Origin of the sequence: Fictibacillus aquaticus (assembly GCF_002245695.1) — a bacterium.
GTDB classification, from domain to species: Bacteria; Bacillota; Bacilli; order Bacillales; family Fictibacillaceae; genus Fictibacillus; species Fictibacillus aquaticus.
In genome coordinates this window covers 976,481-998,581 of sequence record NZ_NOII01000001.1, presented here as the reverse complement: position 1 = coordinate 998,581, position 22,101 = coordinate 976,481, and the positions used below count along the sequence as shown (strand labels likewise).

Below are 22,101 nucleotides of genomic sequence, written 5' to 3'. Positions count from 1 at the left end.
GTATTTTGGAACCAGAGCTGATGGAGATGCTGCGGCTCAGGTCTGCTACGAACAACGGCTGCGATTACTGACAAAACATGGACTACGGGATTCTGGATGAATCCTCTAAAAAACATTCAATGAATAAAGGGTCTGCAGAGCTGACTGAGCGACAGCTGTTAGCTCTTGAACTCGCAGATCAGGTGATGGCGTACCATGGCCAGCTGCCTCAGGAACTGTATGAACGATTAATGAAGCACTTTACAATAGAAGAACTCATCGCGCTCTTTTTCCAGGTTGGCAGTAAGAACGCCGCAAACTGGTTTATCATTGCGATGGGAATACAAGCTGATCATTAAAGAAAACAGCCGGGAATCCCGGCTGTTTTCTTATGCATGCCACTTTTTCATATCTTCTTCATATAAGTGATGAAGGATTAAGTTTTTCTCTGAATTGACGGCTGCTTTATTTTTTTCTTTCAAGACGTTCTTTGAAAATGTAAACATTTCCTCATAAGATGGCATAGCACGTGTTTTAAGATAAATATCTTCTTCGATTTCGATCTTGGATTTTTGGCCAAGGTGGAAGCCCCAGTCTCCGAACGATGGAACAATCGCGTGATAGCCTTTTGTATGAAAGCCTGCGCTTTCCATCGTCTTTCCGATCGTCCAGTAAACGCCAGGCGCATCACTCGGTGAATTGGACTGACAGACGATTACACCGCCATTAGTAAGCCTGTTATATAGTTTTTCGAACATTTCTTTTGCATACAGCCTTGCTAGGATGGTTTCTGCCGGATCTGGAAAATCGACGATAATGACGTCAAATTTGGAGCTGCCGTTCAAAACGTACTCCCTTGCATCCTGAATCTTAACGTTTACGCGTTTATCCAAAAGCGAACCATTGTTTAGCTCAACGATGGATGGGACAGTCTGTGAAGTCTGGATAACCTTTTCATCAATATCGACAAGGACGACTTCCTCAACTTCTTTGTATTTAAACACTTCACGCAATGCAAGCCCGTCACCGCCACCGAGGATCAGCACCCTCGCTCTTGAATCGCTGAGATGGAAAGCAGGGTGTACTAGTGCCTGATGATAAATGCGCTCATCTAGAGAGCTGAACTGCAGCTGCTCATTTAAATACATTCTAATATCGACAGCTTCTAATACAGTGATATCCTGAAACTTGCTCTTTTCGTTCACTAGCATTTTGTGCCGGTGGTTCACCATTTCTCTTAACCCTTTTTTATCCCAAATATCACCGTTGCTCATGATGTTTTCATTTCCATGAGAATCTTGCTTTACTTGCTGCGGTTTTGCAACGAGTGAGTTCAGCCATAATTTGGATTCTGTTTTGGTTTTCTTGCTCATAAAGTTATCCCCTTAATTGTTTTTGCTGATAATACGCGAGACAAGCTCGTTCTGCTGTTTATTTCCACGGTTGATGGAATATACAACGGCATATTGTGATGAAAAAGCGGAAATCACCCGCTCTGCTTCATCTAATGGGTTGTTTTCACCGCAAGTGTAGATATCGAGTGATGCATATCCCTTTTCTGGCCAAGTGTGGATAGACATATGAGATGTAGAAAGAACGAGCACACCTGTCACTCCCTGTGGCACAAATGAGTGAAAGTGGGTATGAAGTACCTCCATGTTTAAGTCCTCTGCAAGCTGGACTAAAGCAGTTTCAAGCCTTTCAGCAGAATCCAGCAGACTTTCATCACACAAAAATGCATCTACAATGAGATGGAATCCTTTTGTTTCCAAATAAGCACATCCTAATAAACTTAATCATTTACATTACAATACGCAGAGTCCGCTTTTTCCGAAATGGACAATCCGGCAATAAATTACAAGTTAGAATAAATTGGGTATTAGGCTATAATTATGAAGAGAGTGTTTTGATCAATTAATGGGGGTTAATTGTATGTCTGAAGAAGCTATAAAACCAAAGATTTCAATGGGGGCCGTTTTTCAGAACAAAGTCATCCGGACGATCCTTCTGTCGGTCCTATTTCTGCAGATAGGTATCTGGGTACGGAACTATTCGATCCTTTTGTACGTGATCGAAAAAACGAACGAAAATCCTGTCGCTGTTTCACTTATTTCGGTAGCCGAATTTGCTCCGATCTTTCTCTTTTCTTTTATCGGGGGAACTTTTGCGGACAGGTGGCGGCCGAAAAGGACGATGATCTGGTGCGACCTGCTGAGCGCGCTGTCCATTTTTGCCGTCCTGCTTACATTGATGTACGGGAGCTGGAAAGTCATTTTCTTTGCCACACTTATCTCCTCAATTCTTTCTCAGTTCTCGCAGCCTTCTGGAATGAAGCTGTTTAAGATTCACGTACCTGATGAGCTCGTACAGCTCGGTATGAGCATGTACCAGACAGTTTTTGCGCTGTTCATGATTTTAGGACCGATTTTAGGTACTTATGTTTACCAGCAGTTTGGTATTGCAGCGGCGATTGCTGTGATGGGTGCAGCATTTATCCTTTCTGCAGCTGTCCTGATGCTGCTGCCGCCTGATGAGGAGCCAGCAGCTGATGGAAAGAAAACATCGCTGACAGAAGAAATGAAAGATGGTTTCCGATACGTACTGCGCAACAAAGCCCTGACTTTATTGGGTGTTTGTTTTGCGGTAGCGGGACTTGCAATCGGGCTCACCCAGCCAATGACAGTTTTTCTTGTCACAGAACAGCTCGGGCTTCCGAAAGAACAGCTGCAATGGCTCATGGCCGCGTTCGGTGGAGGAATGATAATCGGCGGCGGACTGACAATGGCGGTTTCTTCAAAAGTGAAGCCACAGGTCCTTTTATCAGCAGGAATGCTCGCGAGTGCGGCAGGTTTTATCGTGATGGGTCTTTCAGAAGCATACTGGCTCACCTTAACTGCTGAATTTGTCAGCGGGTTGTTCATGCCTTGCATTCACATCGGAATCAATACACTGATATTAAAAAATACTCAGTCTGAGTTTATCGGCCGGGTAAACGGAATTTTGAACCCGCTGTTCATGGGAGCGATGGTAATAACGATGTCACTGTCGGGCTGGCTGAAAAACTTTGTTTCCATCGTTGGAATATATGAAGGTGCTGGCCTGCTTTTAGCTGCAGGTATCCTTACAATGGTACCGCTCATGCGTGAACGAAAAAAAATAGAAGTAGGGGCTTAACGAAAAAAAGGGTGTCCGCTGGGGGGCACCCTTTTCTTGTGTTTGATCAAGCTCTGATTGCTGCTGAAATATGCGGTCGGTCAGGCTTTTGCTGCTGATGATGGCATCTTTCCATGCATTTTTTAAGGAACTTTGCGGAAAAACGTTCTTTTCCTGACGGATTGAAAGAGTGTGGAAATGTCCATAGCTCTGTAAACAGCTCTTTTAAAATTTCTTCCGCCTTGGCCTCATCCAGAGTCATACGATAGGCGGCATGAAACAGCAGTCTTTCATAGCGGTTATACAGCAGTTCTAACGCGTTGCGGTCTTTTCTGTGTATTCTCTGTAAAAGCTGTTCATCCAAGTTTTGGTAGTCCATTGCCCACACCCCTTTCAAACAGTCTATTCGGATTGTCTATTCCCTTATACAAAACTTATAAAACATTTTAACAGAACATATAGCACTTACAATAAATTATTTGCTTTTGAAACGAATTCTTTTCCTGTAGAATAGTATGGAATAAAAGGACGAAAAGGAGGATATAAGGATTGAGGCTACGCGTTTCAGCTGTGCAGTATCATTTGCACACGATCAGCAGTTTTGAAGAATTTGAACAGCAGGTGACTCATTATGTGAAAAATGCCGCTGAGTTCAAGGCGGATTTTGTTCTGTTTCCGGAGTTTGTAACAACACAATTGTTGTCTATTCCAGATTCAGCAGAAGGATACAGCATCGAGCACCTTCCTTTATATACAGAACTTTATTATCAGCTGTTCTCTCAGCTGGCACAAAAATATAATATGCACATAATCGGCGGAACCCATGTAGTGAGGGAAGAAGGGAAGCTGTACAATGTGGCGCACCTGTTTTATCCGGACGGGCGCAGCGGCAAACAGCCTAAACTTCACATCACGCCGACTGAAGTAGAAGAATGGAACATAGAACCGGGAAGCGGACTGCAGGTGTTCCCAACAGAAAAAGGGACAATTGCTGTACTGACATGCTATGACATCGAGTTCCCTGAGATCGTGCGGATGGCAAAAGCAATGGGCGCAGATGTCATTTTCTGTCCATCATGTACAGATGACTCGCACGGTTTCCACCGCGTACGCTACTCGGCGCATGCCCGTACGATTGAAAATCAAGTGTATGTAGTCACAACAGGAACGATCGGATCACTCCCGACTGTCGATTTCATGCGTGCGAACTACGGACAGGCTGCGGTTATCACGCCAAACGATGTGCCGTTTCCGCAGCGCGGCATCATGGCAGAAGGCGACATAAACAACGATATGATCATCACTGCGGATCTGGATCTTGCACTATTATATGAAGTAAGGCAGAACGGATCAGTCACAACATGGCGCGACAGACGAAGCGATCTTTACCCTGATTGGGAGAAGCTAGTCGCCATCAGGCCTGCTGACGAGAAAATCGGCTAAAGGTTTTTCTACAATTTTCGGAGGTGTCGGAAGCATGTACCGCAAAGAATTTTATTTGTATCATGAAGGACGTTCGCATAATGCGGTAATCCGGAACTACAATGAAAAGGATTTTGATGCACTCATCACGATTCAGCGGGAATGCTTTCCGCCTCCGTTTCCTCCTGATCTCCTCTGGAACGAAGTACAGCTGACAAATCACGTCACGCTTTTTTCAGAAGGCGCACTTTGTGTCGAGGTAGACGGAGTGGTTGCCGGATCAATGACCGGTCTTATTGTCACTTTTGATCCGAATCATGCCGATCATACTTGGGAAGAGATCACTGATTCCGGCTATATTCGAAATCATGAACCAGACGGCAACACCCTTTATGTTGTCGATATCGGTGTCAGGCCCGCTTACCGTCATTTAAAACTTGGCGCTGCTCTCATGCAGTCCATGTATGATTGTGTCGTGCATCTGAACCTGGACCGGCTGCTTGGCGGCGGCAGGATGCCAGGATATCATCGTTATATGGATTCGTTATCGCCAGAACAATATATAGAAAGAGTTGTGGCTGGGGAGATGAAGGATCCCGTGATCTCTTTTTTGCTAAAATGCGGCAGGACGCCGCTGGCACTCGTCAAAAATTATCTGGATGATGAAGAATCCGGTGATAATGGGATGCTGATGGAATGGCGCAATCCGTTTAAAAATCATCAAACTATTTGGGGCTAATTTACATCTATATACTCTTTACAATTCTGAAGAAATGGTTATAATGAGAATCCTGGACATCAAAACGTTCCGGGATTTTTTTTATGGCAGAGTAAAAATTATCAGTATGCTCGTCATGTTTAACACAGCCATTTATCGGGCAATTTGAAAAGAAGAATATGTAAAGTGTCACATATTTATCATTAGGTAATACGATAACGAGTAGTATATAATGGATAACGTGTTGTTCGTTTGTAATTTTTGTAAGTTATTTAATAGAGTAATTTGAGGTGATAACATTGAATAAGTTTTGGAATAAAGGCCAGCATGTCTTGAACAAGCATCTTGGTTTTTTCATTTTTGCCGTCGCGCTTTTCTGGGCAAAAACATATGCGGCCTACTTGACATCGTTTAATTTAGGTATTGAAAATGGAATGCAGAAATTCTTGCTCTTCTTTAACCCAGCCGGTTCCGCGGTTCTATTTTTAGGACTGGCTTTGTATTTGAAGGGGCGCAGGGCGTATATCGGGCTGTTTATTATTAATTTTCTATTGTCCTTTATTTTATACGCCAATATCGTATATTACAGATTCTTCAACGACTTTATCACGCTGCCAACATTGACCCAGACAGATAACTTCGGAAGCCTTGGAGGCAGTATTTTCGAATTGCTGAAAGGCTATGACGTTCTGTTTTTCTTGGATACAATCATTATTGGTATTCTTGTTTTTGCAAAAATTGCAAAGCCTGCAGCTATTTCATTAAACAAACGCAAGCGCCGACTTGTTTTCGTTTCTGCGGTTGTACTGCTTCTTACAAACGTTGCACTGGCTGAGATCGACCGCCCGCAGCTTTTAACTAGAACATTTGACCGCAACTATCTTGTGAAGTATTTAGGTGCTTATAACTACACGATTTATGATGCTGTTCAGAACATGAGAACAAACGCTCAAAAGGCTTCTGCTGATACGAGTGACCTGACTGACGTTCTGAACTACGAGAACTCGATGTATGCAAAACCAGATCCGAAGACATTCGGCAAGGCGAAAGGCATGAATGTGATCTACATTCACCTGGAGTCAATGCAGAATTTCATGATCGACTATAAGTTAAATGGCGAAGAAGTAACGCCTTATCTGAACTCTTTTGTAAAAGATAAGAACACGATGTACTTTGATAATTTCTTCCATCAGACTGGTCAAGGTAAAACATCTGATGCGGAGTTCATGCTTGAAAACTCTCTATTTGGATTACCGCAAGGCTCTGCCTTCACTACGAATGGAGGCAACACGTACCAAGCTGCTCCAGCTATACTAGGGCAGAAAGGGTATGAATCAGCTGTGTTCCACGGTAACAATAAAACGTTCTGGAACCGTGATGAAGCGTACAAGTCATTCGGCTATGACAACTTCTTTGATGCTGGCTGGTATGACATGAATGAAAAAGACGTACAAAACTACGGCTTAAAAGATAAGCCATTCTTCGAGCAGTCCAAGCCGATGCTTGAGAACATGAAGCAGCCTTTCTATTCTAAGTTCATCACAGTGTCTCACCACTTCCCATATCCAATTTCTGAGGAAGAGGCGACAATTGGTCCTCATACGACAGGAGACGGTTCAGTTGACCGTTACTTCCAAACGGCCCGCTATCAAGATGAATCTGTAGAAGGCTTCATGAACTACTTGAAGGAAACTGGTCTTTACGATAATTCTGTTATTGTCATGTATGGTGATCACTATGGTATTTCAGAGAACCATAACGACGCGATGAGCAAGGTATTGGGCAAAGAAGTCGGCTCATTTGAAAACGCACAGCTTCAGCGAGTGCCGCTCATGATCCGTGTCCCAGGAATGGAAGGCGGCGTGAAGCACCAGTACGGCGGTCAGATTGACCTAATGCCAACGCTCATGCACCTTCTTGGCATCGATACGAAGGATTATGTACAGTTTGGAACAGACTTATTGTCACCACAGCACCAGCAAGTAGTTCCATTCCGTAACGGAAACTTTGTAACACCAGAAGTAACAGGCATTAACGGCAAGTATTTCAACACTGTCACAGGTGAGCCGGTTCAGAAAAACGAAATGATCACTCAGACAGAAGAACAAGTAGAAACGAAACTTAAGCTGTCTGATAAAGTAGTACAAGGAGACTTGCTCCGCTTCCACAAGCCAAAAGGCTTTAAGAAAGTGGACCGCTCCAAGTACAATTACAACAATCCAGAAAAAGAATAAAACGATCAGCCATCCCCGGCTTTTAGCTGGGGATGGCTTTTTTGTTTGTTTGGAGAACTCGGGTTTGGGAAACCGAGTTGAGGGGGGTGGGGTACGGTACCATTTATCAAGTTTTCTTATGTACAGCCGATTAATCTTGAATGGTACCGTACCCCAAAAGTAATATTACGTGTATTAAGACCAGGTAATAATAGCAAGTGTTTAATTTTAATGTTAAGATAGCAGTAGAGAATGGTATTGGAGGAATGACTGATGGAAGACTTACTGAAATTAAAAGATAAGAATATTGTAATCATGGGTGTGGCTAACGAACGAAGCCTTGCATGGGGTGTGGCAAAATCTTTGCAAAAAGCTGGAGTGAACTTAATTTTCACTTACCGTCAGGAGCGTTCTGCAGCAAAGCTTGAAAAAGCTCTGAACTCAGAAGGTTTTGAGGCAAAAGCAATCGTACAATGCGACGTAAACAATGACGAAAGTATCAAATCGGCGTTCCAGGAAATCGGGGCGCGTGTCGGTGTCATCCACGGAATTGTTCACTCTGTTGCTCATGCAAAGTCTGAGGATCTTAAAGGAGCGTTCATCGAAACATCTCGTGACGGTTATGCGTTCGCTCAAGACACAAGTGCATACTCATTAATCGCTGTAGCGCGTGAAGCTCGCGAGTTCATGACAGAGGGCGGATCCATCATCACAATGAGCTACCTCGGTGCAGAACGCGTTGTTCCTGGCTATAACTTGATGGGTATCGCAAAAGCTTCACTTGAAGCAAGTGTCCGCTATTTAGCTGAAGATCTTGGGAAAGACGATATTCGTGTGAACGCTGTTTCTGCTGGTGCTGTACGTACACTTGCTGCAAAGGGAATCCCGTCGTTCAACACGATACTGCATAAGATCGAAGAAACAGCACCACTGCGCCGCAATGTAACGCAGGAAGAAGTCGGTGACATGACGTTGTCATTAATGAGCCACCTATCTCGCGGTGTAACCGGCGAAATTATCTATGTAGACTCAGGCTTCAACATTATGGGATAAAGCAAAGAAGACAGCTCGTTCATGAGCTGTCTTCTTTTTTAGGGACATAAACTGGGGGTACGGTACCATTCCCTCAAAACACTGTTAAACAGCCATAAATTGATGAATGGTACCGTACCCCCAAAAAAGAACCGTAGAAAATAAAAATCCGCCTGCGAGGGAAGCAGGCGGTCCAGTAAGAAAGTGGGTTATTTAATGATAAAGACCGGGCATGTAGCTTTTTGCACCACATAGTGGCTGCAGCTGCCGAGGAAAAGTTCTTTCAAGTTGCTTAGACCACGGCTGCCGATAACGATCAGGTCCGCGTCCTTTTCGTTTGCGTATTTTACGATTTCATTTCCAGAATGCCCTTGAACGGAATACGTGTGAACAGGATTGCTTATTTCCACAGACAGCTGATCCTTTATAACCTTCAGCTTTTCGTCACGTTCAAGCATCCTGTCGTAATCGCCGTTGTTTTCTGTGTAATACGGAGTGGCATATGCCACAGCATATTGAGGCTCATACACAGTAAGAACATGAAGCTCGCTAGCGGGTATTTCTTTTACAAGATTAACGGCTTGGTTCAATGCCATCTTGCTTAATTCTGATCCATCGTAAGCTACTACAATCCGGGAAAAAACAGTCATGATTAACATCCTCCTCAAATTGGCTAATGGTCTTTACACCTTTACTATAGCGCGTGGCAAGTGCAGTGTATGTGACAACTCTCACAAAGTGTAAAAATTCTTTTGAGGGGTACGGTACTCGATATCAAGAAACTGTATTACAGCGGATATTGTTGTATCATAGTACCGTACCCCCAGCAATAAATTTGAAACTTTCCTATAAGGATAGGCGTAAGTATAAGAAGTTGAAATCATTTATCAAAGAGAGGGAGACGTTGTATGTTTAAAAAAGTAGCATCTGATATGCTTGGCTTGAGTGATGTTGGAACAGTAATTGCACCTGCAGATTATGATAAGGTGGATGCTGATGATTATGTGATGCATGAGGATGGTGAGAAGATTTATTTCCTCATCAAATCAAGATCTGATGAATACTGCTTTACGAATAAGGCGCTAATCCACCTCGATGGGACGAGCGCTGTGAGCAAGAAGCGCACACTCCGCCGCTATTCGTACTGGGAAAATGTTATCTCAAATGTATCTCTTGAAACAGCAGGGACAGTAGATTTGGACGTTGAGATTAAATTCGTGCTTGGTTCAACTGTTTTCTCAATTGATGTTCATAAAAAGCATCTTGAAGAGCTGAAGGACCTTTACAAAGCACTTCTTAAGATCGCTGAGATCAACCATGAAAATGAAACATATATGCAGTTTGCTCAGCAAAGTCTAAACCTTGCCTCATCAACATTAAGCCGTGTACAGGCGAGGGAAGATCAGCTGGTGGAAAGCTTTAAAGGACTGAACGAATCAGCGTTCAACTGGCTTTCGGAGGCGCGCAAGACTTATGTGGTGAAAGATTTTGGCCACGTTTATGAAAAATTTATTAACAATTAAAAACTGCAGTCCGGAGGTTCTTCTTCCGGACTGTTTTAATTTTTAAAAAGGAAATTCACATGAGGATACAGAAAATGTAAAGAAAAGGAGGCGGATTTATGGCTAATACAGACACTGTGAAGAATGCAGGCTTAATGTATTTGCTGGACTCGGTGAACATGAATCATTGGTTTGTTTCGTTGGAGAACAGCGTGAAGAATCTTACCGAAGAGCAAGCGGACTGGAAGCAGAAGGCAAGCGAAAACTCGATCCGCGAGATCGTCAACCACGTGAACTTTTATTTGCTGCGTTTTCTGGGCCGCTTTAAAGGCATTCCTGCTGCACAGAAGGTAAACAGCAATGACGATTCGTTCTTGAATGTGAGCGGAGAGTCCTGGACTGATGCAGAAAATAAGCTGTATCAGACGATGAAAGAATGGCGTGAACTGACCGCAGCGGCTGATCATGACACGCTTTCGAGACCTGTGTTTGAAAACGGAACAGGAGAGTGGGACAAGGTCATTGCCGATATTGCGCTGCACGCGGCTTACCATGCTGGCCAGATCATCACAATCCGTAAACAAAACGGCTGGTGGGATTCGAAAGACGGTGTTCATTAAACTTTTTACACATAAAAAAGCTGCCCAGATTAATTCGTCTGGACAGCTTTTTTTGTTAGTTCCTCAGATCGTCATCTTTAATGAGCCAGCTGTTATAATGGCGCTTCACATGATTTTCCGCTTCCTGAAAATCAGCAAACGAGAGGTTTTCTACAATATTGTTCTTATGTTCAAGTTTCCATTCCCCATCCTCATGGTAAATGGAAGTCACTTCACGCTGATGGTTGATATAGCGTGTACCTTTAGGATTTTCCTTCACATTTTCTTCGTTGTTATGGACGTCTGGCCGGCGCGGCTGATCTTTAAATGCAGGGATCACAAATTTTTCAAACGCGTCAGGAGTCATCGTACTTCCGGATGCTTTCGGATGTCCGCCGCCGTTAAATTGCTTCGCGTACTGCGATACATCTACATGCTCGTGAATCGTGCGGTAGCCGATGCGTTTGTTGCCGGCATTCAAGATCACGATCAGATCAAGATGGGGGTTCGTACGATTCAGCTCGTTTCCAAGCTCTGACTGATGCTGTTCGGCATGCACAACACCAATTTTATAATCATGCTCTGTGCCTTCCTTATCCGTGAACTTGTCCCAGATCTCCACCATCTGCTTCTGTTTTTTGTTGATGTACGCTTTGCGGTTGTCTTCTTCCATGTTCAGGATCGTTTCTTCCGTTTCACTGAACTCGAAATGATCACCCTGCAGGCGCGGCAGCATCTGCTCTTCAAACTTATCTTGCGGCAGAAGGAAGAACAAGTCGTTCAGTCTTTTTGCCGTTTCATTGTTTCCGAACCATTCCCACGTGTCATAGAGGCGGACGAGTTCAACATACTCTTTTAAAGCGCCTCCATCCTTTAAGAGACCTTTTTCCACTAGATGATCGTATAAAAGGGATGTTGCGGCAGTGAGACGTCCGTCTTCATATCTCGGAACGACTGAGCCCCATTCGTACGCGTTAAAATGAAGTGCAGTGGCGTGATGGTCGATCAAGTGAATTTTCCCGCCGTTTTGATAACGCTCGTCAAGGCGTGCTGCAAGGTCATCTTTTACCGCGATATCGGTAATGTACACCTCGTTTTTCTTCTGGCGCGGGTCGTCGAGGAACTGTTCGACCAGCGGGTTAATGTTGTCATGAGTACAATACGTAAGCATCACTTTCTCGCCGTAAGCGAGCTTGATAAGAAGACCGCACGACTTGCCGTCGAGGTCATTATGGCTGAATAATTGAATCATGTAGTAAAAATCCTTTCTGTTTCTCCGTCACTCTTCATAGTGTACTCTATTTTAACTTTGGATACAAAACGTCCCCCATTAAACTTGAACATTTTATTTTACAAAAATAACCATAAGTGAGAATATGAAGAAAGATAATAAGGGGGAAACTGGATGAAAGAGTTTATACGGATTTTTCAAAACCGGAACTTTTTAAAACTGTTCTTGGCGAATTTCACGTCGACTCTGGGCAGTATTATTGGGGTGACGGCGTTCATGTTTTATTTATTGGATACATATAGCGGAAAGCCAGTGTATGCGACAATGGCTGAATTAATGTACGCTCTCCCAACGATGGCGGTATTTTTTCTTGTCGGCGTCGTGGCTGACCGAATGGACCGGCAGAAGGTTGCAGTTTATTCAGATTATATTTGTGCTTTCTTGTCGCTCGTTTTAATTTTCACGATTGAATCACAGATGATTGTGCTCGTGTTTGCTGTCCTTTTCTTGAGAAGCGCCATCGGCAAATTCTTTTTTCCGGCTGATCAAGCCATGCTTCAAGGTATCCTCTCAAAAGATGAATACGCCATATCAGCTGGAATTAACCAGATGGTCAGCAGTGTGTTCATGCTGTTTGGAACGATGATCGCTGTGTTCATTTACTGGGCCGGCGGGATCAAGGGAGCTATCGCATTTGATATGGTGACGTTCCTCGTATCCGGTCTGCTGATTCAGAGCATGAAGGTGAATAAAGAAGTCCGCTTGCCGAACGGACCTCATACTGTTCGGGATTTACATTTAAAAATGGTTTGGAAGGACTTTGCCTCAGGATTCTCGTATATTTGGAACTATAAGCTGCTTCTGACACTCATCATGGGCTTTTTCGTGTTCGGAATGGTCAACGGCGCACTGTCTGTCATGCCTGCCTTTATTATGAAATACAAGCTCGCTCCTGATAATTACGAAAAAATGCTGATGATTATGGGTGTAGTTTTCGGGATCGCGGTCTTGGCGGGAAGTGTAATATGTTCTATGCTTGTGAAAAAGCTTAAGCTCTCCACAGCAATTATCTGGGGGCTGATCATCACCGGAATCTTTATTGGGCTTTGCGGTCTGCCGAAAACCACTTTTTATTTTTATGTAATGGCGGCAGGGGCTGGGCTATCGATTCCGCTCACTAACATCGGTCTGGGTGGCTGGATGCCGAAGATCGTCGATAAGAAAATGATGGGACGTGTGCAAGGATGGATCAGTCCGCTGCAAATGCTTTCTCACTCATTGACACTCGGTTTTATCGCGTTGTTTTACCCTAAGATTGTGAGCATCAATGTGCTTTTTTATGCAGTTGGCGGGGCTCTGGTGCTCGTAGGGATTTTTTATATGATTTTGCTTCCTAGATTTGAAGAAAGAAAAGAGGTAAAAGAAGAGAAGCCCGCAGCAGCTGTTGGTGTTTAATTATCTGACACTTATCATCGAATTAACATTTATGCGTCCATTGGTATAACGTCATACTTCATGTAACATATAAGCAATAGGATTGGAGCGGTTATATGAAAAAAATGAAGTATATCACCTATTCTTTTATTGTTGCTGTCGTGATCACATATTTCTCCAGGAAATCTTCAGCGGGAGCAGATATGGCTGAACTGCATAACCAATTGTTTTACTTAAAAAATATCTTAAGCATGATTCACTAATATGAAGCAAGACCCTAGGCATTTGCCTGGGGTCTTTTACGTCCATGTGGAACTTTTTCCAAAGCATTTCGTAAATAAGGGTATTGAAAGAATGTTGAAAGGGTGACAATTGTGTCAAAAGTGCTGAAATTAGTTTCAGGTTCATTTGAGTTATTGTTGGGATTTCCGATTCTCGGAGGAATGTTTATCTTAGCAACCGGCTGGACGCCTTTATGGTTTATGTTTTTCTTCCACCTCGTCACACTCATTATCTGTGCGAAAGAAGGTACAAGGTATTATGGAAGTGTGTTAGGGTTGGCGGCCTCAGCGCTAGGCTGGATACCGTTCTTAGGAATGGGACTTCACATTCTCTCAGGGATCGTACTTGTTGCTGACGGACTGATGACAAAAGACAGCCGTTCCCGCCGCGTTTATCATAGACGATAGTAGGAATGGTGGGGGTACGGTACCCCAAAAAGACATTTTCACCGTTTTTCCGTGTGGAATGGACAACTTAAAAGCACAAAACAAAAAGCGTGCTCGCCGCACGCTTTTTGTTATTTTGAAAGTCCTTTAACAATAAAGTCAACGGTCCTCTCCAGCTCTGCTTCGTCATCCCAGTCCGCCTCTGGCAGAAAAAGAAAACGTGCGAGTACGAGGCCGATAACGTTCGTGACCGTAAGTCTCATCACAGATTCAGGCGGCATCGAAACAATCTCCCCGTTTTGCTGAAATTTCTCTACGACCGCTTTAAATTTATTAAGGATATGTTCAGTGAAAATAGCTTTAAAAGGAGTGCGCAATTCTTCATGAAAGGCAATTTCCTGCAAAAAAATCTTTAGGATCTGCTGGTTCTTTTTTGCAAAATCAAAGCGGTTAAACGCCAGCTTTCTGACAAAATCGGTGTAAGATACGTAATCCTCATTGAAGACGTCTTTTGCAAAGCTTTTTGCAAAGTGCGGTGCCACAAACTTAATCATCGTCGGAGTCACGATTGAAAGAAGAAGATCCTTCTTTGTCTTATAATGACGGAATATCGTTCCCTCAGCCACACCAGCGCGGCGTGCGATTTCGTTCGTGCTTGTAGCAGCATAGCCCCGTTCAGCAAAAATCTCCGTTGCAGCTTCAAGTATCTTAACCTGCTTATCGCTCAATGCTCCTTTGTCCGAACTCAGCAGCTCTTGTATCCAATCATTTTCCGGCATAACAATAGCTCCTTTTTCTTGTCAGGGGGTACGGTACGATTTCTATTAAACCGTTAAAACAAGCGGTACAAAAAGAAATGGTACCGTACCCCACACAATAATCTCTAAATTTATTATAGCTTTCTGTGCTTCTTTAACGCAAAAGTATTGAGTATCATGAAGAGAACCGAGAAGGCAAGAAGGACAAGCAGTTCTGACGCGATGTCTGCGATTCCGCCGCCTCGGATCATGACTTCGCGGATGGCTGTTCCCCCATATGTGAGCGGCATTGCAACACCAAGCTTCTGGACCCACGGCGCCATCGTTTCAAGGCTGAACAAGCCAGAAAAGAAAACCTGCGGCACGATGACAATCGGGATAAACTGGATCATCTGCAGCTCGTTTTTTGCGAAAGCCGATAATAATGTCCCTAATGTCAGCGCTGTAACCGCGAGCATCAGTGCCGTCACGATGACCGGAATTATCGAACCCGCCATCATGATGTCTAGCACCTCGATCGCATACCAGACGATAATTGCGGACTGAAGCACCGTGAATATCCCGAACCCAAGCACATACCCAGCAACGATCTCCCATCGTTTGAGCGGTGTTGCAAGAAGTCTTTCAAGCGTTCCATTCGTCCGTTCTCTTAAAAATGAAACACCAGCGATTAAAAAAACGAAAAAGAAAATGAAAAATCCGATAAGAAACGGTCCAATAGAATCGAACATCTCCATATCTTTATCACCGTGCAGCATCGTGACGGCCGGTTCAGGCTGCTTAGCGGGCATTTCCGCAGCAGCGGCCTTCTGAATCGCAGCAAGAACAGCACCGTTAGCCTTTGGATCACTGCCTTCTAACATCACCTCAAGTCTTCCGTCCTCTAATCTAGTAACATAACCGTCGATCTCCTGTTTTTCCGCTGCTGCGACAGCTTCTTTTTTCGATGAAAATTCCACGGTTTCGGCATCTTGCGAAGATAGTGATTTTTCAAATGCTGAGCCTTCATTAATCCCGATGACAGGCACCAAATCGTTATCGGAAAATACAAATGACATGAGGGAGAGAATGAGCATCGGTGCTGCGATCATCATGGCAAGTGTCCGTTTATCGCGGGCAAACTGGCGAATGATTCGGATGACAAGAGCTCTAATTCTCATTGCTCGCACCTCCAAAGTACAGAAACGCTTCCTCTAACGTTTTGCTTCCATCCTTCAAGTCTTCTGGCGTACCAGTTGAAATGAGTCTCCCTTCGCGCATCATCGCAAGCTGATCGCATTTTTCCGCTTCATCCATCACATGTGTTGTAACAAGTATGGTCGTTCCATTCTGCCTCAGGCAGCGCAGCTCACGCCAGATAGAAGCTCTAAGTACAGGGTCAATGCCGACTGTCGGTTCATCAAGTATGAGGATTTCCGGTTCATGCAGCAGTGCAGCGGCAAGAGACAGTCTGCGCTTCATGCCTCCTGAATAAGAACTGACCGTCTTTTTTGCATGATCTGCTAAGTTCACGATCTCTAGTACTGCGTGAATTCGTTCCTTTTTCTTTTTTCCTTTAAGTCCATAGAGCGAGGCGAAAAAATCTAAGTTCTCAAGTGCACTCAGTTCACTGTACAGTGCATCGGATTGAGCCATGTACCCGATCTTTTCCATCATCGCAAATGAAGGCATCATGGTCTGATTGACTATAATCGATCCAGCGGTCGGGTTCTGAATTCCGGCGATCATTTTGACTAGAGTAGTCTTGCCAGCGCCTGATGGGCCGAGCAGTCCAAAGATCGTCTGTTTCTGAACGATCATGTCAATGTCAGTAAGGATTTCAGTCTTTCCGAACGCCTTTTTCACATGACGTATTTCGATGGCATTCATACTAAAACACCCCTTTTATTAGATTGAAAAAAGTGAGTAATCACTCATTATTAGAGTATGCTTATAGCTTAGAACTGTCAAGTGAGTACTCACTCATTAACAATTGTAACATGAAGTTAAAAGTAATATTTTCCAGTCGGGATAGAAGGGAATAGGCTGCTTGGAGTAGCTTTTCCTACATCTAAAATAGTTCTTTAGTCTTGTTTTATGTTAAAAGCTTTCCGGTGTAGGATGATGTAATTAATTTTCAGAATATAACAAAATTTTTCTTTATTTTCCACGGAACACCGACTATATTGTTAATTATCAAGCAAAGGAGGAATGACAATGTTAAAACGTTTTGTTGCAGCAGCAGCTGCCCTGCCACTTGTCGTGTCGTTAGTTTCACCTGCATCCGCAGCTAAGCCGGTGGAAGTGAAGAAAGAGGTAACGTCACAAGAAATTATAGTGAAATTCAAATCTGGCACTTCTAAAGCAAAACAAAGCCTCGCTCACAGCGCTGCCGATGGAAAATTGAAGCAGGATGGTTCAAGGTTCGAAGTTGTAACGGTCACTGATGGAGATGTTGAAGGTGCAATTGCCGATTACAAGAAAAATAAGGACGTTGAGTACGTAGAGCCGAACTATACATACCATGCAAGCTGGACACCAAACGATACGTATTATTCTTCCTATCAATATGCACCTCAGAAAGTTGGAGCTCCTTCTGCGTGGGATATTACGCGCGGTTCTTCCACTACAAAGGTGGCAATCCTCGACACAGGCGTTGACTACAATCACCCTGACTTAGCAGGAAAAGTAATCAAAGGGTACGATTACATCGACAATGACTGGGATCCGATGGACTTGAACGATCACGGAACTCACTGTGCAGGTATTACTGCAGCAGCGACGAATAACTCCCGCGGTATCGCTGGAATGGCGCCAAACGTCAGCATTTATGCAGTACGCGTGCTTGATGCGAACGGAAGCGGATCGCTTTCAGGAATTGCAAACGGAATCTATCATGCTGCTGATAACGGAGCAAAAGTTATCTCGCTTTCTCTTGGCGGACCAAGCGGATCAACTTCTTTATCAAACGCAATTAACTACGCAGTAAGCAAAGGGGCAGTCGTTGTAGCCGCAGCTGGAAACGAAAGCACATCTGCACCAAGCTACCCAGCTTACTACTCAAACACAATCGCGGTTGCTGCAACTGACAGTGCAGACCGTCTAGCTTCTTTCTCAAACTACGGCTCTTGGGTTGATGTTGCTGCTCCTGGTGTAGACATCCTTTCTACTGTACCAGGCGGATATTACGCGTACATGTCCGGAACATCCATGGCAACTCCACTTGTCGCAGGTGTAGCAGGACTTCTTGCATCACAAGGCCGTTCAGCGTCAAATATCCGAGCTGCAATCGAGAACACAGCAACAAAGATTTCTGGCACAGGAACATACTTCTCTAAAGGACGCGTAAACGCGGCAAACGCTGTTCGATACTAAAATAATAGAATGCGATTTGGAGCTCCCAGCCTCTAGGCTGGGAGTTTTATTTTTTTGTGGGGTACGGTACCAAAGTTATCATTGGTACCGTACCCCATAACTCGCCGTAACTCATTAAAAAATCATTAGAAGTTCACCATATTAACATTTGAGATTTTTTTATACTGTGGGTATGATACGGATAGCGACATTTTTGGAGGATATCTCGACGAATCATATAGACGGAAACTAACATCAAGAATAAGGAGAGAACAATGACAGGAACTAATCGAAAAGGCGTATTTTTGGGAATGATAACCGCCCTTTTTCTTACAGGGTGCAGTGTGGAACTTCCTTTTATGAAGAAAGAAGAAAAAAGCGAGCAAACTGAAAAGGAAAAGCCTCAAGAAGAAAATAAAGGGGGAGGGAATGGCGGCTCGATGCCTGCAGACCCTGAGCGTGAACCGAATGGAGATACTGGCACGCCGGCTGAGCCCCCTCAAGATCATCACAAGCCGCCTAAGCCTGATGCTGATGGAGAGACAGGCGGAACACCAGGACAGCCTCCTGAAACAACAGGGGAAACAGGCACAGGCGATGAAGCGGTCCAGGTTGTTGCACAGCCTGAGATCATCGATGTTCTTGTCAACAAATTTTATAAGCTGCCGGAATCATATGAGCCTGGGAATCTTGTTTACTTAAAAGTTCCGTTCATTTTTGATGGCAAAGAGGAAAAAACGATGATGCGCCAGGAAGCTGCAACCGCGCTCGAGGCGATGTTTGCAGCTGCAAAAAAAGAAGGTATCACGATTAAGGGAGTATCAGCATACCGTTCTCATGAGACGCAAAAAGCTCTTTTTGAACGCTATGTGGCACAAGATGGCTATGAAAAAGCGAGAACATACAGTGCGTTACCTGGCACAAGTGAACATGAAACCGGTCTCGCTATTGATGTGACGGCTGGAGACGGTTCATGCCCGGCGCAAGATTGCTTTGCCGAAAAAACAGAATCGAAGTGGCTCGAGAAGCATGCGGCTGAATATGGTTTCATCATCCGCTATCCTGAAGGCAAGGAAAAAATCACAGGTTATAAGTATGAACCATGGCACCTGCGTTATGTTGGCAAGCAGACCGCTGCAGCCGTGGCGAGCAAAAATATCACACTTGAAGAATATTTTAACGCCGTACCGGTATCCAATTAACAATATTTGTTCGTAAAGGCAGGGACTTTCCCTGTCTTTTTTCCTGTAAAGCGGTGAAGGTTTACACACGAATAGTCTTATAAATTCTACATTTTTCGCATCATCTCTGGACTAAATGTATTATTTTTCCAACTGGGTCTTGTCTATATAGACAAACAGGTGATAATATTACTACACCAGCACGAGCTCTCTATACCCGGCAGAACGACAGGAAGGAGGATCATGTCCGGCTTTGCGACTCTAAAATTACAAAGGAGGAACGAATGATGAGCGAGGTTTGTTTAATTCCTTTTGTTTTGGAAGAAGTCATGGAGTCAGCAGGAGAGGAAGTGCCATACGGAATCGAGATGATCAATGCCCCATCTTTCTGGAAGGAAGGTGAGATGGGGGAAGGAATTGTGGTTGCAGTGCTTGATACTGGCTGTGATCTGAAGCATCCGGAACTGAAAAACCGGATTATCGGAGGGCGGAATTTTGTGAGCGGAAAGCCTGATGATTATTCAGATGCCCATTATCATGGTACGCACGTAACAGGAACGATTGCAGCGGCCCTTAATTACGCGGGTGTTGCAGGTGTAGCGCCGAACGTGAAGCTTCTTATCTGCCGTGTGTTAGATAAGAACGGAAGCGGCACGTACAAAGGAATCATCGATGCCATCAATTACGCTGCCGACTGGAGAGGTCCAGCAGGCGAGCAGGTGAGGGTAATCTCTATGTCTCTTGGCGGGCCGTCTGACATTAAAGAGCTGCATGAGGCGATCCAGCAAGCGGTAGCAAAGGATGTAATGGTCGTCTGTGCTGCCGGTAACGAAGGCGACAACACTGATTCGACGAACGAATATGCCTATCCTGGTGCGTATAAAGAAGTTGTCCAAGTAGGAGCGGTCGACTCGGAGCGAAAGTTAGCTTCTTTTTCGAACACGAACGATGAAATTGATCTTGTTGCTCCCGGAGTTGATGTAATGTCCACATACCCTGGCAGGAAGTACGCCAAGCTGTCAGGCACATCCATGGCCACGCCTCATGTGTCGGGAGCAGCTGCTCTCCTTGTAGCAAGGGAGGAACGCGCTTTTGGACGGAGACTGACAGAGGCCGAAATGTATGCCCAGCTCGTGAAAAATACGATGACGATCGGTTTGTCCAAGCGAGCGGAAGGAAATGGACTGCTCGTATTGGATGCACAAAGCGTGATAGCCTGTAAGGCACCTGCAGCCATTGCTGGCGATGCGGCGCTAGTGACAGGTTAGGGAGGGCGGCAAAATGGATTCCTTGGCGTATAAAATTATTGCCCTTTTGATCAGCTTCGCCACCTTGTGCGTGCGGATCTACGAAGAAATGGCACGCCGGGGAAAGAAAAAACGAAAACGCAAATCGTCATAGTGGACCACTAGTCGGGGTCCGGTACCCTTCCCAATAACATCGGAAGGGTACCGGATTTTTTTAGATTAAGGAGATATTTCATGTTTAGGCTCTTAATGAAGGGGACCTTGCAGCCGCACAACAACAGTTGTTAAGATTTCACGAGCGCGCTTATAGTGGTGCAAAATTTCTGACCGGTTAACGGTGCTTAATAAAAGATACGTACACTCCATATATTCTTCAAGCTCTTTGTCGGTCATATGTTTTTTAATATTTTGGAATTCATTCTCGGGCATGAGTGATCACCTCGGCAGATGCATAATACTGTCATCATATTCCGCGTGCGCCTATATTGTGACTAAATGTTTTTTTAGGGGTACGGTACCCAGCCAAAAGGTACCGTACCCCTAAAAGTCATGCAGCCTATTCTTCCAACCATCTTCATTTTGAGTACCGTACCCCACAAAGTCCAGGTACCGTACCCCAAGAGTGAAGTACCCCACAATTGAAGTAACCGCAGGAGCACTCTGCAAGTGCTATAATCAAAGGAACGAATTTGGTTAGTTGGGGGTAGTGTGATGAACAAAGCTAAAGTGATTATTCTTGCAGGCTTTTTAGGGAGCGGGAAGACGACGCTTCTTAAACAGCTGCTGATGGAGGAACGACAAAAGGGTACGAAGCCGGCTGTTCTTATGAACGAAATAGGGGCAGTTTCGATTGACTCGGACGCAGTTCAGGGTGACGTTCCGCTTTCGGAACTATTAAACGGATGTGTCTGCTGCACTCTGCAGGATCAGCTTGAGAGGCAGCTGATCATTTTATGTCAGCAGCATCAGCCAGAAACCATCTACATCGAAGCGACTGGAGTTGCTCATCCGGTGGACATTCTTGACGCATGCCTGTCTCCTGACTTATTAAACTATATAGAAGAAACAGTCATCATTTCAATCATAGACTCACCAAGATGGCTGAACCGGGACGTGATGAGCATACAATCCAAGATGCTTCTATCAGAACAAGTGAAGCATGCCGATTTTCTTATCTGGAACAAAACCGGAGAGTTGTCGGCAGCAGAGAAAAATCAGCTTCAGGAGGATCAAAACAGGCTCAATCCAAACACTTCAGCAGTTATGACTGATTTTTCCCGAATCGATGCAGAAATCATTAAAAATCTTACATCATCTCAAAAAGGAAACCACGAGCCAGCTGCATTAGGACGCCAGCTGAAGGTGAAGTCGTTTGTATACGAATTTAACGGTCCGATCACAAAGGAAAGTTTTGAAAATTGGCTGCGACAAGCACCAGATTCCATCTACCGAATGAAAGGCTATATGCAGTTTATTGGGGAAAAAGGCACCATCCTCATGCAATATTCTTATGGCCTGCCGCAATATGAACCCGAGATCATGAAAAAGCCGCTTAAAGTAGTCATCATCGGGGAAGGGCTTGATGTAGAGTTATTGCGCGGCCAACTGGAGAAGCTTTCTTAAAAGATCTC

Annotated in this window: 24 protein-coding genes; 15 read left to right on the top strand and 9 right to left on the bottom strand. The window is 44.4% G+C overall.

The annotated features are described in order from the left end of the window. Positions 1-77 precede the first annotated feature (77 nt). A complete protein-coding gene (locus CGZ90_RS05190) occupies positions 78-338 on the top strand; it encodes a carboxymuconolactone decarboxylase family protein (protein ID WP_094251250.1) in 261 nt (86 codons plus the stop codon). Positions 339-368: 30 nt separating this feature from the next. Here CGZ90_RS05190 and CGZ90_RS05185 read toward each other — a convergent pair whose 3' ends face one another. Further along, entirely contained in the window at positions 369-1,352 is a 984-nt protein-coding gene (locus CGZ90_RS05185) for a spermine/spermidine synthase domain-containing protein (protein WP_106408309.1), read from the bottom strand. A 12-nt stretch (positions 1,353-1,364) separates the two neighbouring features. After that, positions 1,365-1,751, bottom strand: coding sequence for an adenosylmethionine decarboxylase (gene speD / locus CGZ90_RS05180; protein WP_094251249.1), 387 nt, complete (start codon positions 1,749-1,751; stop codon positions 1,365-1,367). Between the two features lie 160 nt (positions 1,752-1,911). Between speD and CGZ90_RS05175 the strand changes: the two genes are divergently transcribed. Beyond that, the gene (locus tag CGZ90_RS05175; protein ID WP_094251248.1) at positions 1,912-3,153 is read left to right on the top strand and encodes an MFS transporter; all 1,242 of its coding nucleotides are present in this window, start codon (positions 1,912-1,914) and stop codon (positions 3,151-3,153) included. Between the two features lie 46 nt (positions 3,154-3,199). On the opposite strand, the gene CGZ90_RS05170 is transcribed toward CGZ90_RS05175, so the two are convergent. Then, the gene (locus CGZ90_RS05170; protein ID WP_094251247.1) at positions 3,200-3,511 is read right to left on the bottom strand and encodes an RNA polymerase sigma factor; all 312 of its coding nucleotides are present in this window, start codon (positions 3,509-3,511) and stop codon (positions 3,200-3,202) included. Positions 3,512-3,681: 170 nt separating this feature from the next. Between CGZ90_RS05170 and CGZ90_RS05165 the strand changes: the two genes are divergently transcribed. The 4 genes from CGZ90_RS05165 (at position 3,682) to fabI (ending at position 8,538) form a co-directional block, all read left to right on the top strand. Next, positions 3,682-4,575 carry a carbon-nitrogen hydrolase family protein gene (locus CGZ90_RS05165; protein ID WP_094251246.1) on the top strand — a complete coding sequence of 298 codons (894 nt, stop codon included), beginning with the start codon at positions 3,682-3,684 and terminating at the stop codon, positions 4,573-4,575. A 34-nt stretch (positions 4,576-4,609) separates the two neighbouring features. Continuing rightward, a complete protein-coding gene (locus CGZ90_RS05160) occupies positions 4,610-5,293 on the top strand; it encodes a GNAT family N-acetyltransferase (protein ID WP_094251245.1) in 684 nt (227 codons plus the stop codon). A 278-nt stretch (positions 5,294-5,571) separates the two neighbouring features. After that, a complete protein-coding gene (gene ltaS / locus CGZ90_RS05155; protein WP_094251244.1) occupies positions 5,572-7,506 on the top strand; it encodes a lipoteichoic acid synthase in 1,935 nt (644 codons plus the stop codon). A 252-nt stretch (positions 7,507-7,758) separates the two neighbouring features. After that, positions 7,759-8,538: an enoyl-ACP reductase FabI gene (fabI, locus tag CGZ90_RS05150; RefSeq protein ID WP_094251243.1), complete on the top strand. Its 780-nt coding sequence runs from the start codon at positions 7,759-7,761 to the stop codon at positions 8,536-8,538. 188 nt (positions 8,539-8,726) lie between these two features. Here the strand turns inward: fabI and CGZ90_RS05145 are convergent, their stop codons facing one another. Next, on the bottom strand, positions 8,727-9,167 hold the full coding sequence (locus CGZ90_RS05145; RefSeq protein WP_165766775.1) for a universal stress protein: 441 nt from the start codon (positions 9,165-9,167) through the stop codon (positions 8,727-8,729). A gap of 258 nt (positions 9,168-9,425) precedes the next feature. Between CGZ90_RS05145 and CGZ90_RS05140 the strand changes: the two genes are divergently transcribed. Further along, on the top strand, positions 9,426-10,040 hold the full coding sequence (locus CGZ90_RS05140) for a PH domain-containing protein (RefSeq protein WP_094251241.1): 615 nt from the start codon (positions 9,426-9,428) through the stop codon (positions 10,038-10,040). A 98-nt stretch (positions 10,041-10,138) separates the two neighbouring features. Next, entirely contained in the window at positions 10,139-10,639 is a 501-nt protein-coding gene (locus CGZ90_RS05135; protein ID WP_094251240.1) for a DinB family protein, read from the top strand. A 55-nt stretch (positions 10,640-10,694) separates the two neighbouring features. Here the strand turns inward: CGZ90_RS05135 and CGZ90_RS05130 are convergent, their stop codons facing one another. Continuing rightward, positions 10,695-11,870 carry a DHH family phosphoesterase gene (locus CGZ90_RS05130; RefSeq protein WP_094251239.1) on the bottom strand — a complete coding sequence of 392 codons (1,176 nt, stop codon included), beginning with the start codon at positions 11,868-11,870 and terminating at the stop codon, positions 10,695-10,697. A gap of 153 nt (positions 11,871-12,023) precedes the next feature. Between CGZ90_RS05130 and CGZ90_RS05125 the strand changes: the two genes are divergently transcribed. The 3 genes from CGZ90_RS05125 to CGZ90_RS05120 all read left to right on the top strand — a co-directional run bounded on the left by CGZ90_RS05125 (position 12,024) and on the right by CGZ90_RS05120 (position 13,972). Then, entirely contained in the window at positions 12,024-13,304 is a 1,281-nt protein-coding gene (locus tag CGZ90_RS05125) for an MFS transporter (RefSeq protein WP_094251238.1), read from the top strand. 95 nt (positions 13,305-13,399) lie between these two features. Then, a complete protein-coding gene (locus CGZ90_RS20645) occupies positions 13,400-13,546 on the top strand; it encodes a hypothetical protein (protein WP_165766774.1) in 147 nt (48 codons plus the stop codon). Positions 13,547-13,657: 111 nt separating this feature from the next. Continuing rightward, positions 13,658-13,972 carry a hypothetical protein gene (locus tag CGZ90_RS05120; protein ID WP_240515346.1) on the top strand — a complete coding sequence of 105 codons (315 nt, stop codon included), beginning with the start codon at positions 13,658-13,660 and terminating at the stop codon, positions 13,970-13,972. Between the two features lie 110 nt (positions 13,973-14,082). Here CGZ90_RS05120 and CGZ90_RS05115 read toward each other — a convergent pair whose 3' ends face one another. From CGZ90_RS05115 to CGZ90_RS05105, 3 genes are all read right to left on the bottom strand, one after another. Next, positions 14,083-14,730: a TetR/AcrR family transcriptional regulator gene (locus tag CGZ90_RS05115; RefSeq protein ID WP_094251237.1), complete on the bottom strand. Its 648-nt coding sequence runs from the start codon at positions 14,728-14,730 to the stop codon at positions 14,083-14,085. 113 nt (positions 14,731-14,843) lie between these two features. Beyond that, positions 14,844-15,869 carry an ABC transporter permease gene (locus tag CGZ90_RS05110; protein WP_094251236.1) on the bottom strand — a complete coding sequence of 342 codons (1,026 nt, stop codon included), beginning with the start codon at positions 15,867-15,869 and terminating at the stop codon, positions 14,844-14,846. Beyond that, positions 15,859-16,578 (bottom strand): ABC transporter ATP-binding protein, encoded by a 720-nt coding sequence (locus CGZ90_RS05105; protein WP_094251235.1) that lies wholly within the window; start codon positions 16,576-16,578, stop codon positions 15,859-15,861. Before CGZ90_RS05105 ends, CGZ90_RS05110 begins: the two co-directional genes overlap by 11 nt. 327 nt (positions 16,579-16,905) lie before the next feature. Between CGZ90_RS05105 and CGZ90_RS05100 the strand changes: the two genes are divergently transcribed. The 3 genes from CGZ90_RS05100 (at position 16,906) to CGZ90_RS05090 (ending at position 20,491) form a co-directional block, all read left to right on the top strand. Further along, positions 16,906-18,063, top strand: coding sequence for a S8 family peptidase (locus CGZ90_RS05100; protein WP_094251234.1), 1,158 nt, complete (start codon positions 16,906-16,908; stop codon positions 18,061-18,063). 254 nt (positions 18,064-18,317) lie between these two features. After that, positions 18,318-19,244 carry a D-alanyl-D-alanine carboxypeptidase family protein gene (locus CGZ90_RS05095; protein ID WP_240515345.1) on the top strand — a complete coding sequence of 309 codons (927 nt, stop codon included), beginning with the start codon at positions 18,318-18,320 and terminating at the stop codon, positions 19,242-19,244. Positions 19,245-19,507: 263 nt separating this feature from the next. Then, positions 19,508-20,491, top strand: a complete 984-nt coding sequence (locus CGZ90_RS05090; protein ID WP_165766773.1) for a S8 family serine peptidase — start codon at positions 19,508-19,510, stop codon at positions 20,489-20,491. 225 nt (positions 20,492-20,716) lie between these two features. Here the strand turns inward: CGZ90_RS05090 and CGZ90_RS05085 are convergent, their stop codons facing one another. Further along, the gene (locus CGZ90_RS05085; RefSeq protein WP_094251232.1) at positions 20,717-20,899 is read right to left on the bottom strand and encodes a hypothetical protein; all 183 of its coding nucleotides are present in this window, start codon (positions 20,897-20,899) and stop codon (positions 20,717-20,719) included. Positions 20,900-21,181: 282 nt separating this feature from the next. Here CGZ90_RS05085 and CGZ90_RS05080 point away from each other — a divergent pair, with 282 nt between their 5' ends. After that, a complete protein-coding gene (locus CGZ90_RS05080) occupies positions 21,182-22,093 on the top strand; it encodes a CobW family GTP-binding protein (RefSeq protein ID WP_094251231.1) in 912 nt (303 codons plus the stop codon). Positions 22,094-22,101: the final 8 nt, after the last annotated feature.

What these genes read in the sequence shown, in the direction of transcription:
- CGZ90_RS05190 (WP_094251250.1), top strand. Translation starts at nt 78, where the DNA reads ATGGACTACGGGATTCTGGATGAATCCTCTAAAAAACATTCAATGAAT.
- CGZ90_RS05185 (WP_106408309.1), bottom strand. Translation starts at nt 1,352, where the DNA reads ATGAGCAAGAAAACCAAAACAGAATCCAAATTATGGCTGAACTCACTC.
- CGZ90_RS05175 (WP_094251248.1), top strand. Translation starts at nt 1,912, where the DNA reads ATGTCTGAAGAAGCTATAAAACCAAAGATTTCAATGGGGGCCGTTTTT.
- CGZ90_RS05170 (WP_094251247.1), bottom strand. Translation starts at nt 3,511, where the DNA reads ATGGACTACCAAAACTTGGATGAACAGCTTTTACAGAGAATACACAGA.
- CGZ90_RS05160 (WP_094251245.1), top strand. Translation starts at nt 4,610, where the DNA reads ATGTACCGCAAAGAATTTTATTTGTATCATGAAGGACGTTCGCATAAT.
- fabI (WP_094251243.1), top strand. Translation starts at nt 7,759, where the DNA reads ATGGAAGACTTACTGAAATTAAAAGATAAGAATATTGTAATCATGGGT.
- CGZ90_RS05145 (WP_165766775.1), bottom strand. Translation starts at nt 9,167, where the DNA reads ATGACTGTTTTTTCCCGGATTGTAGTAGCTTACGATGGATCAGAATTA.
- CGZ90_RS05140 (WP_094251241.1), top strand. Translation starts at nt 9,426, where the DNA reads ATGTTTAAAAAAGTAGCATCTGATATGCTTGGCTTGAGTGATGTTGGA.
- CGZ90_RS05135 (WP_094251240.1), top strand. Translation starts at nt 10,139, where the DNA reads ATGGCTAATACAGACACTGTGAAGAATGCAGGCTTAATGTATTTGCTG.
- CGZ90_RS05130 (WP_094251239.1), bottom strand. Translation starts at nt 11,870, where the DNA reads ATGATTCAATTATTCAGCCATAATGACCTCGACGGCAAGTCGTGCGGT.
- CGZ90_RS05125 (WP_094251238.1), top strand. Translation starts at nt 12,024, where the DNA reads ATGAAAGAGTTTATACGGATTTTTCAAAACCGGAACTTTTTAAAACTG.
- CGZ90_RS20645 (WP_165766774.1), top strand. Translation starts at nt 13,400, where the DNA reads ATGAAAAAAATGAAGTATATCACCTATTCTTTTATTGTTGCTGTCGTG.
- CGZ90_RS05115 (WP_094251237.1), bottom strand. Translation starts at nt 14,730, where the DNA reads ATGCCGGAAAATGATTGGATACAAGAGCTGCTGAGTTCGGACAAAGGA.
- CGZ90_RS05110 (WP_094251236.1), bottom strand. Translation starts at nt 15,869, where the DNA reads ATGAGAATTAGAGCTCTTGTCATCCGAATCATTCGCCAGTTTGCCCGC.
- CGZ90_RS05105 (WP_094251235.1), bottom strand. Translation starts at nt 16,578, where the DNA reads ATGAATGCCATCGAAATACGTCATGTGAAAAAGGCGTTCGGAAAGACT.
- CGZ90_RS05100 (WP_094251234.1), top strand. Translation starts at nt 16,906, where the DNA reads ATGTTAAAACGTTTTGTTGCAGCAGCAGCTGCCCTGCCACTTGTCGTG.
- CGZ90_RS05095 (WP_240515345.1), top strand. Translation starts at nt 18,318, where the DNA reads ATGACAGGAACTAATCGAAAAGGCGTATTTTTGGGAATGATAACCGCC.
- CGZ90_RS05090 (WP_165766773.1), top strand. Translation starts at nt 19,508, where the DNA reads ATGATGAGCGAGGTTTGTTTAATTCCTTTTGTTTTGGAAGAAGTCATG.
- CGZ90_RS05085 (WP_094251232.1), bottom strand. Translation starts at nt 20,899, where the DNA reads ATGCCCGAGAATGAATTCCAAAATATTAAAAAACATATGACCGACAAA.
- CGZ90_RS05080 (WP_094251231.1), top strand. Translation starts at nt 21,182, where the DNA reads ATGAACAAAGCTAAAGTGATTATTCTTGCAGGCTTTTTAGGGAGCGGG.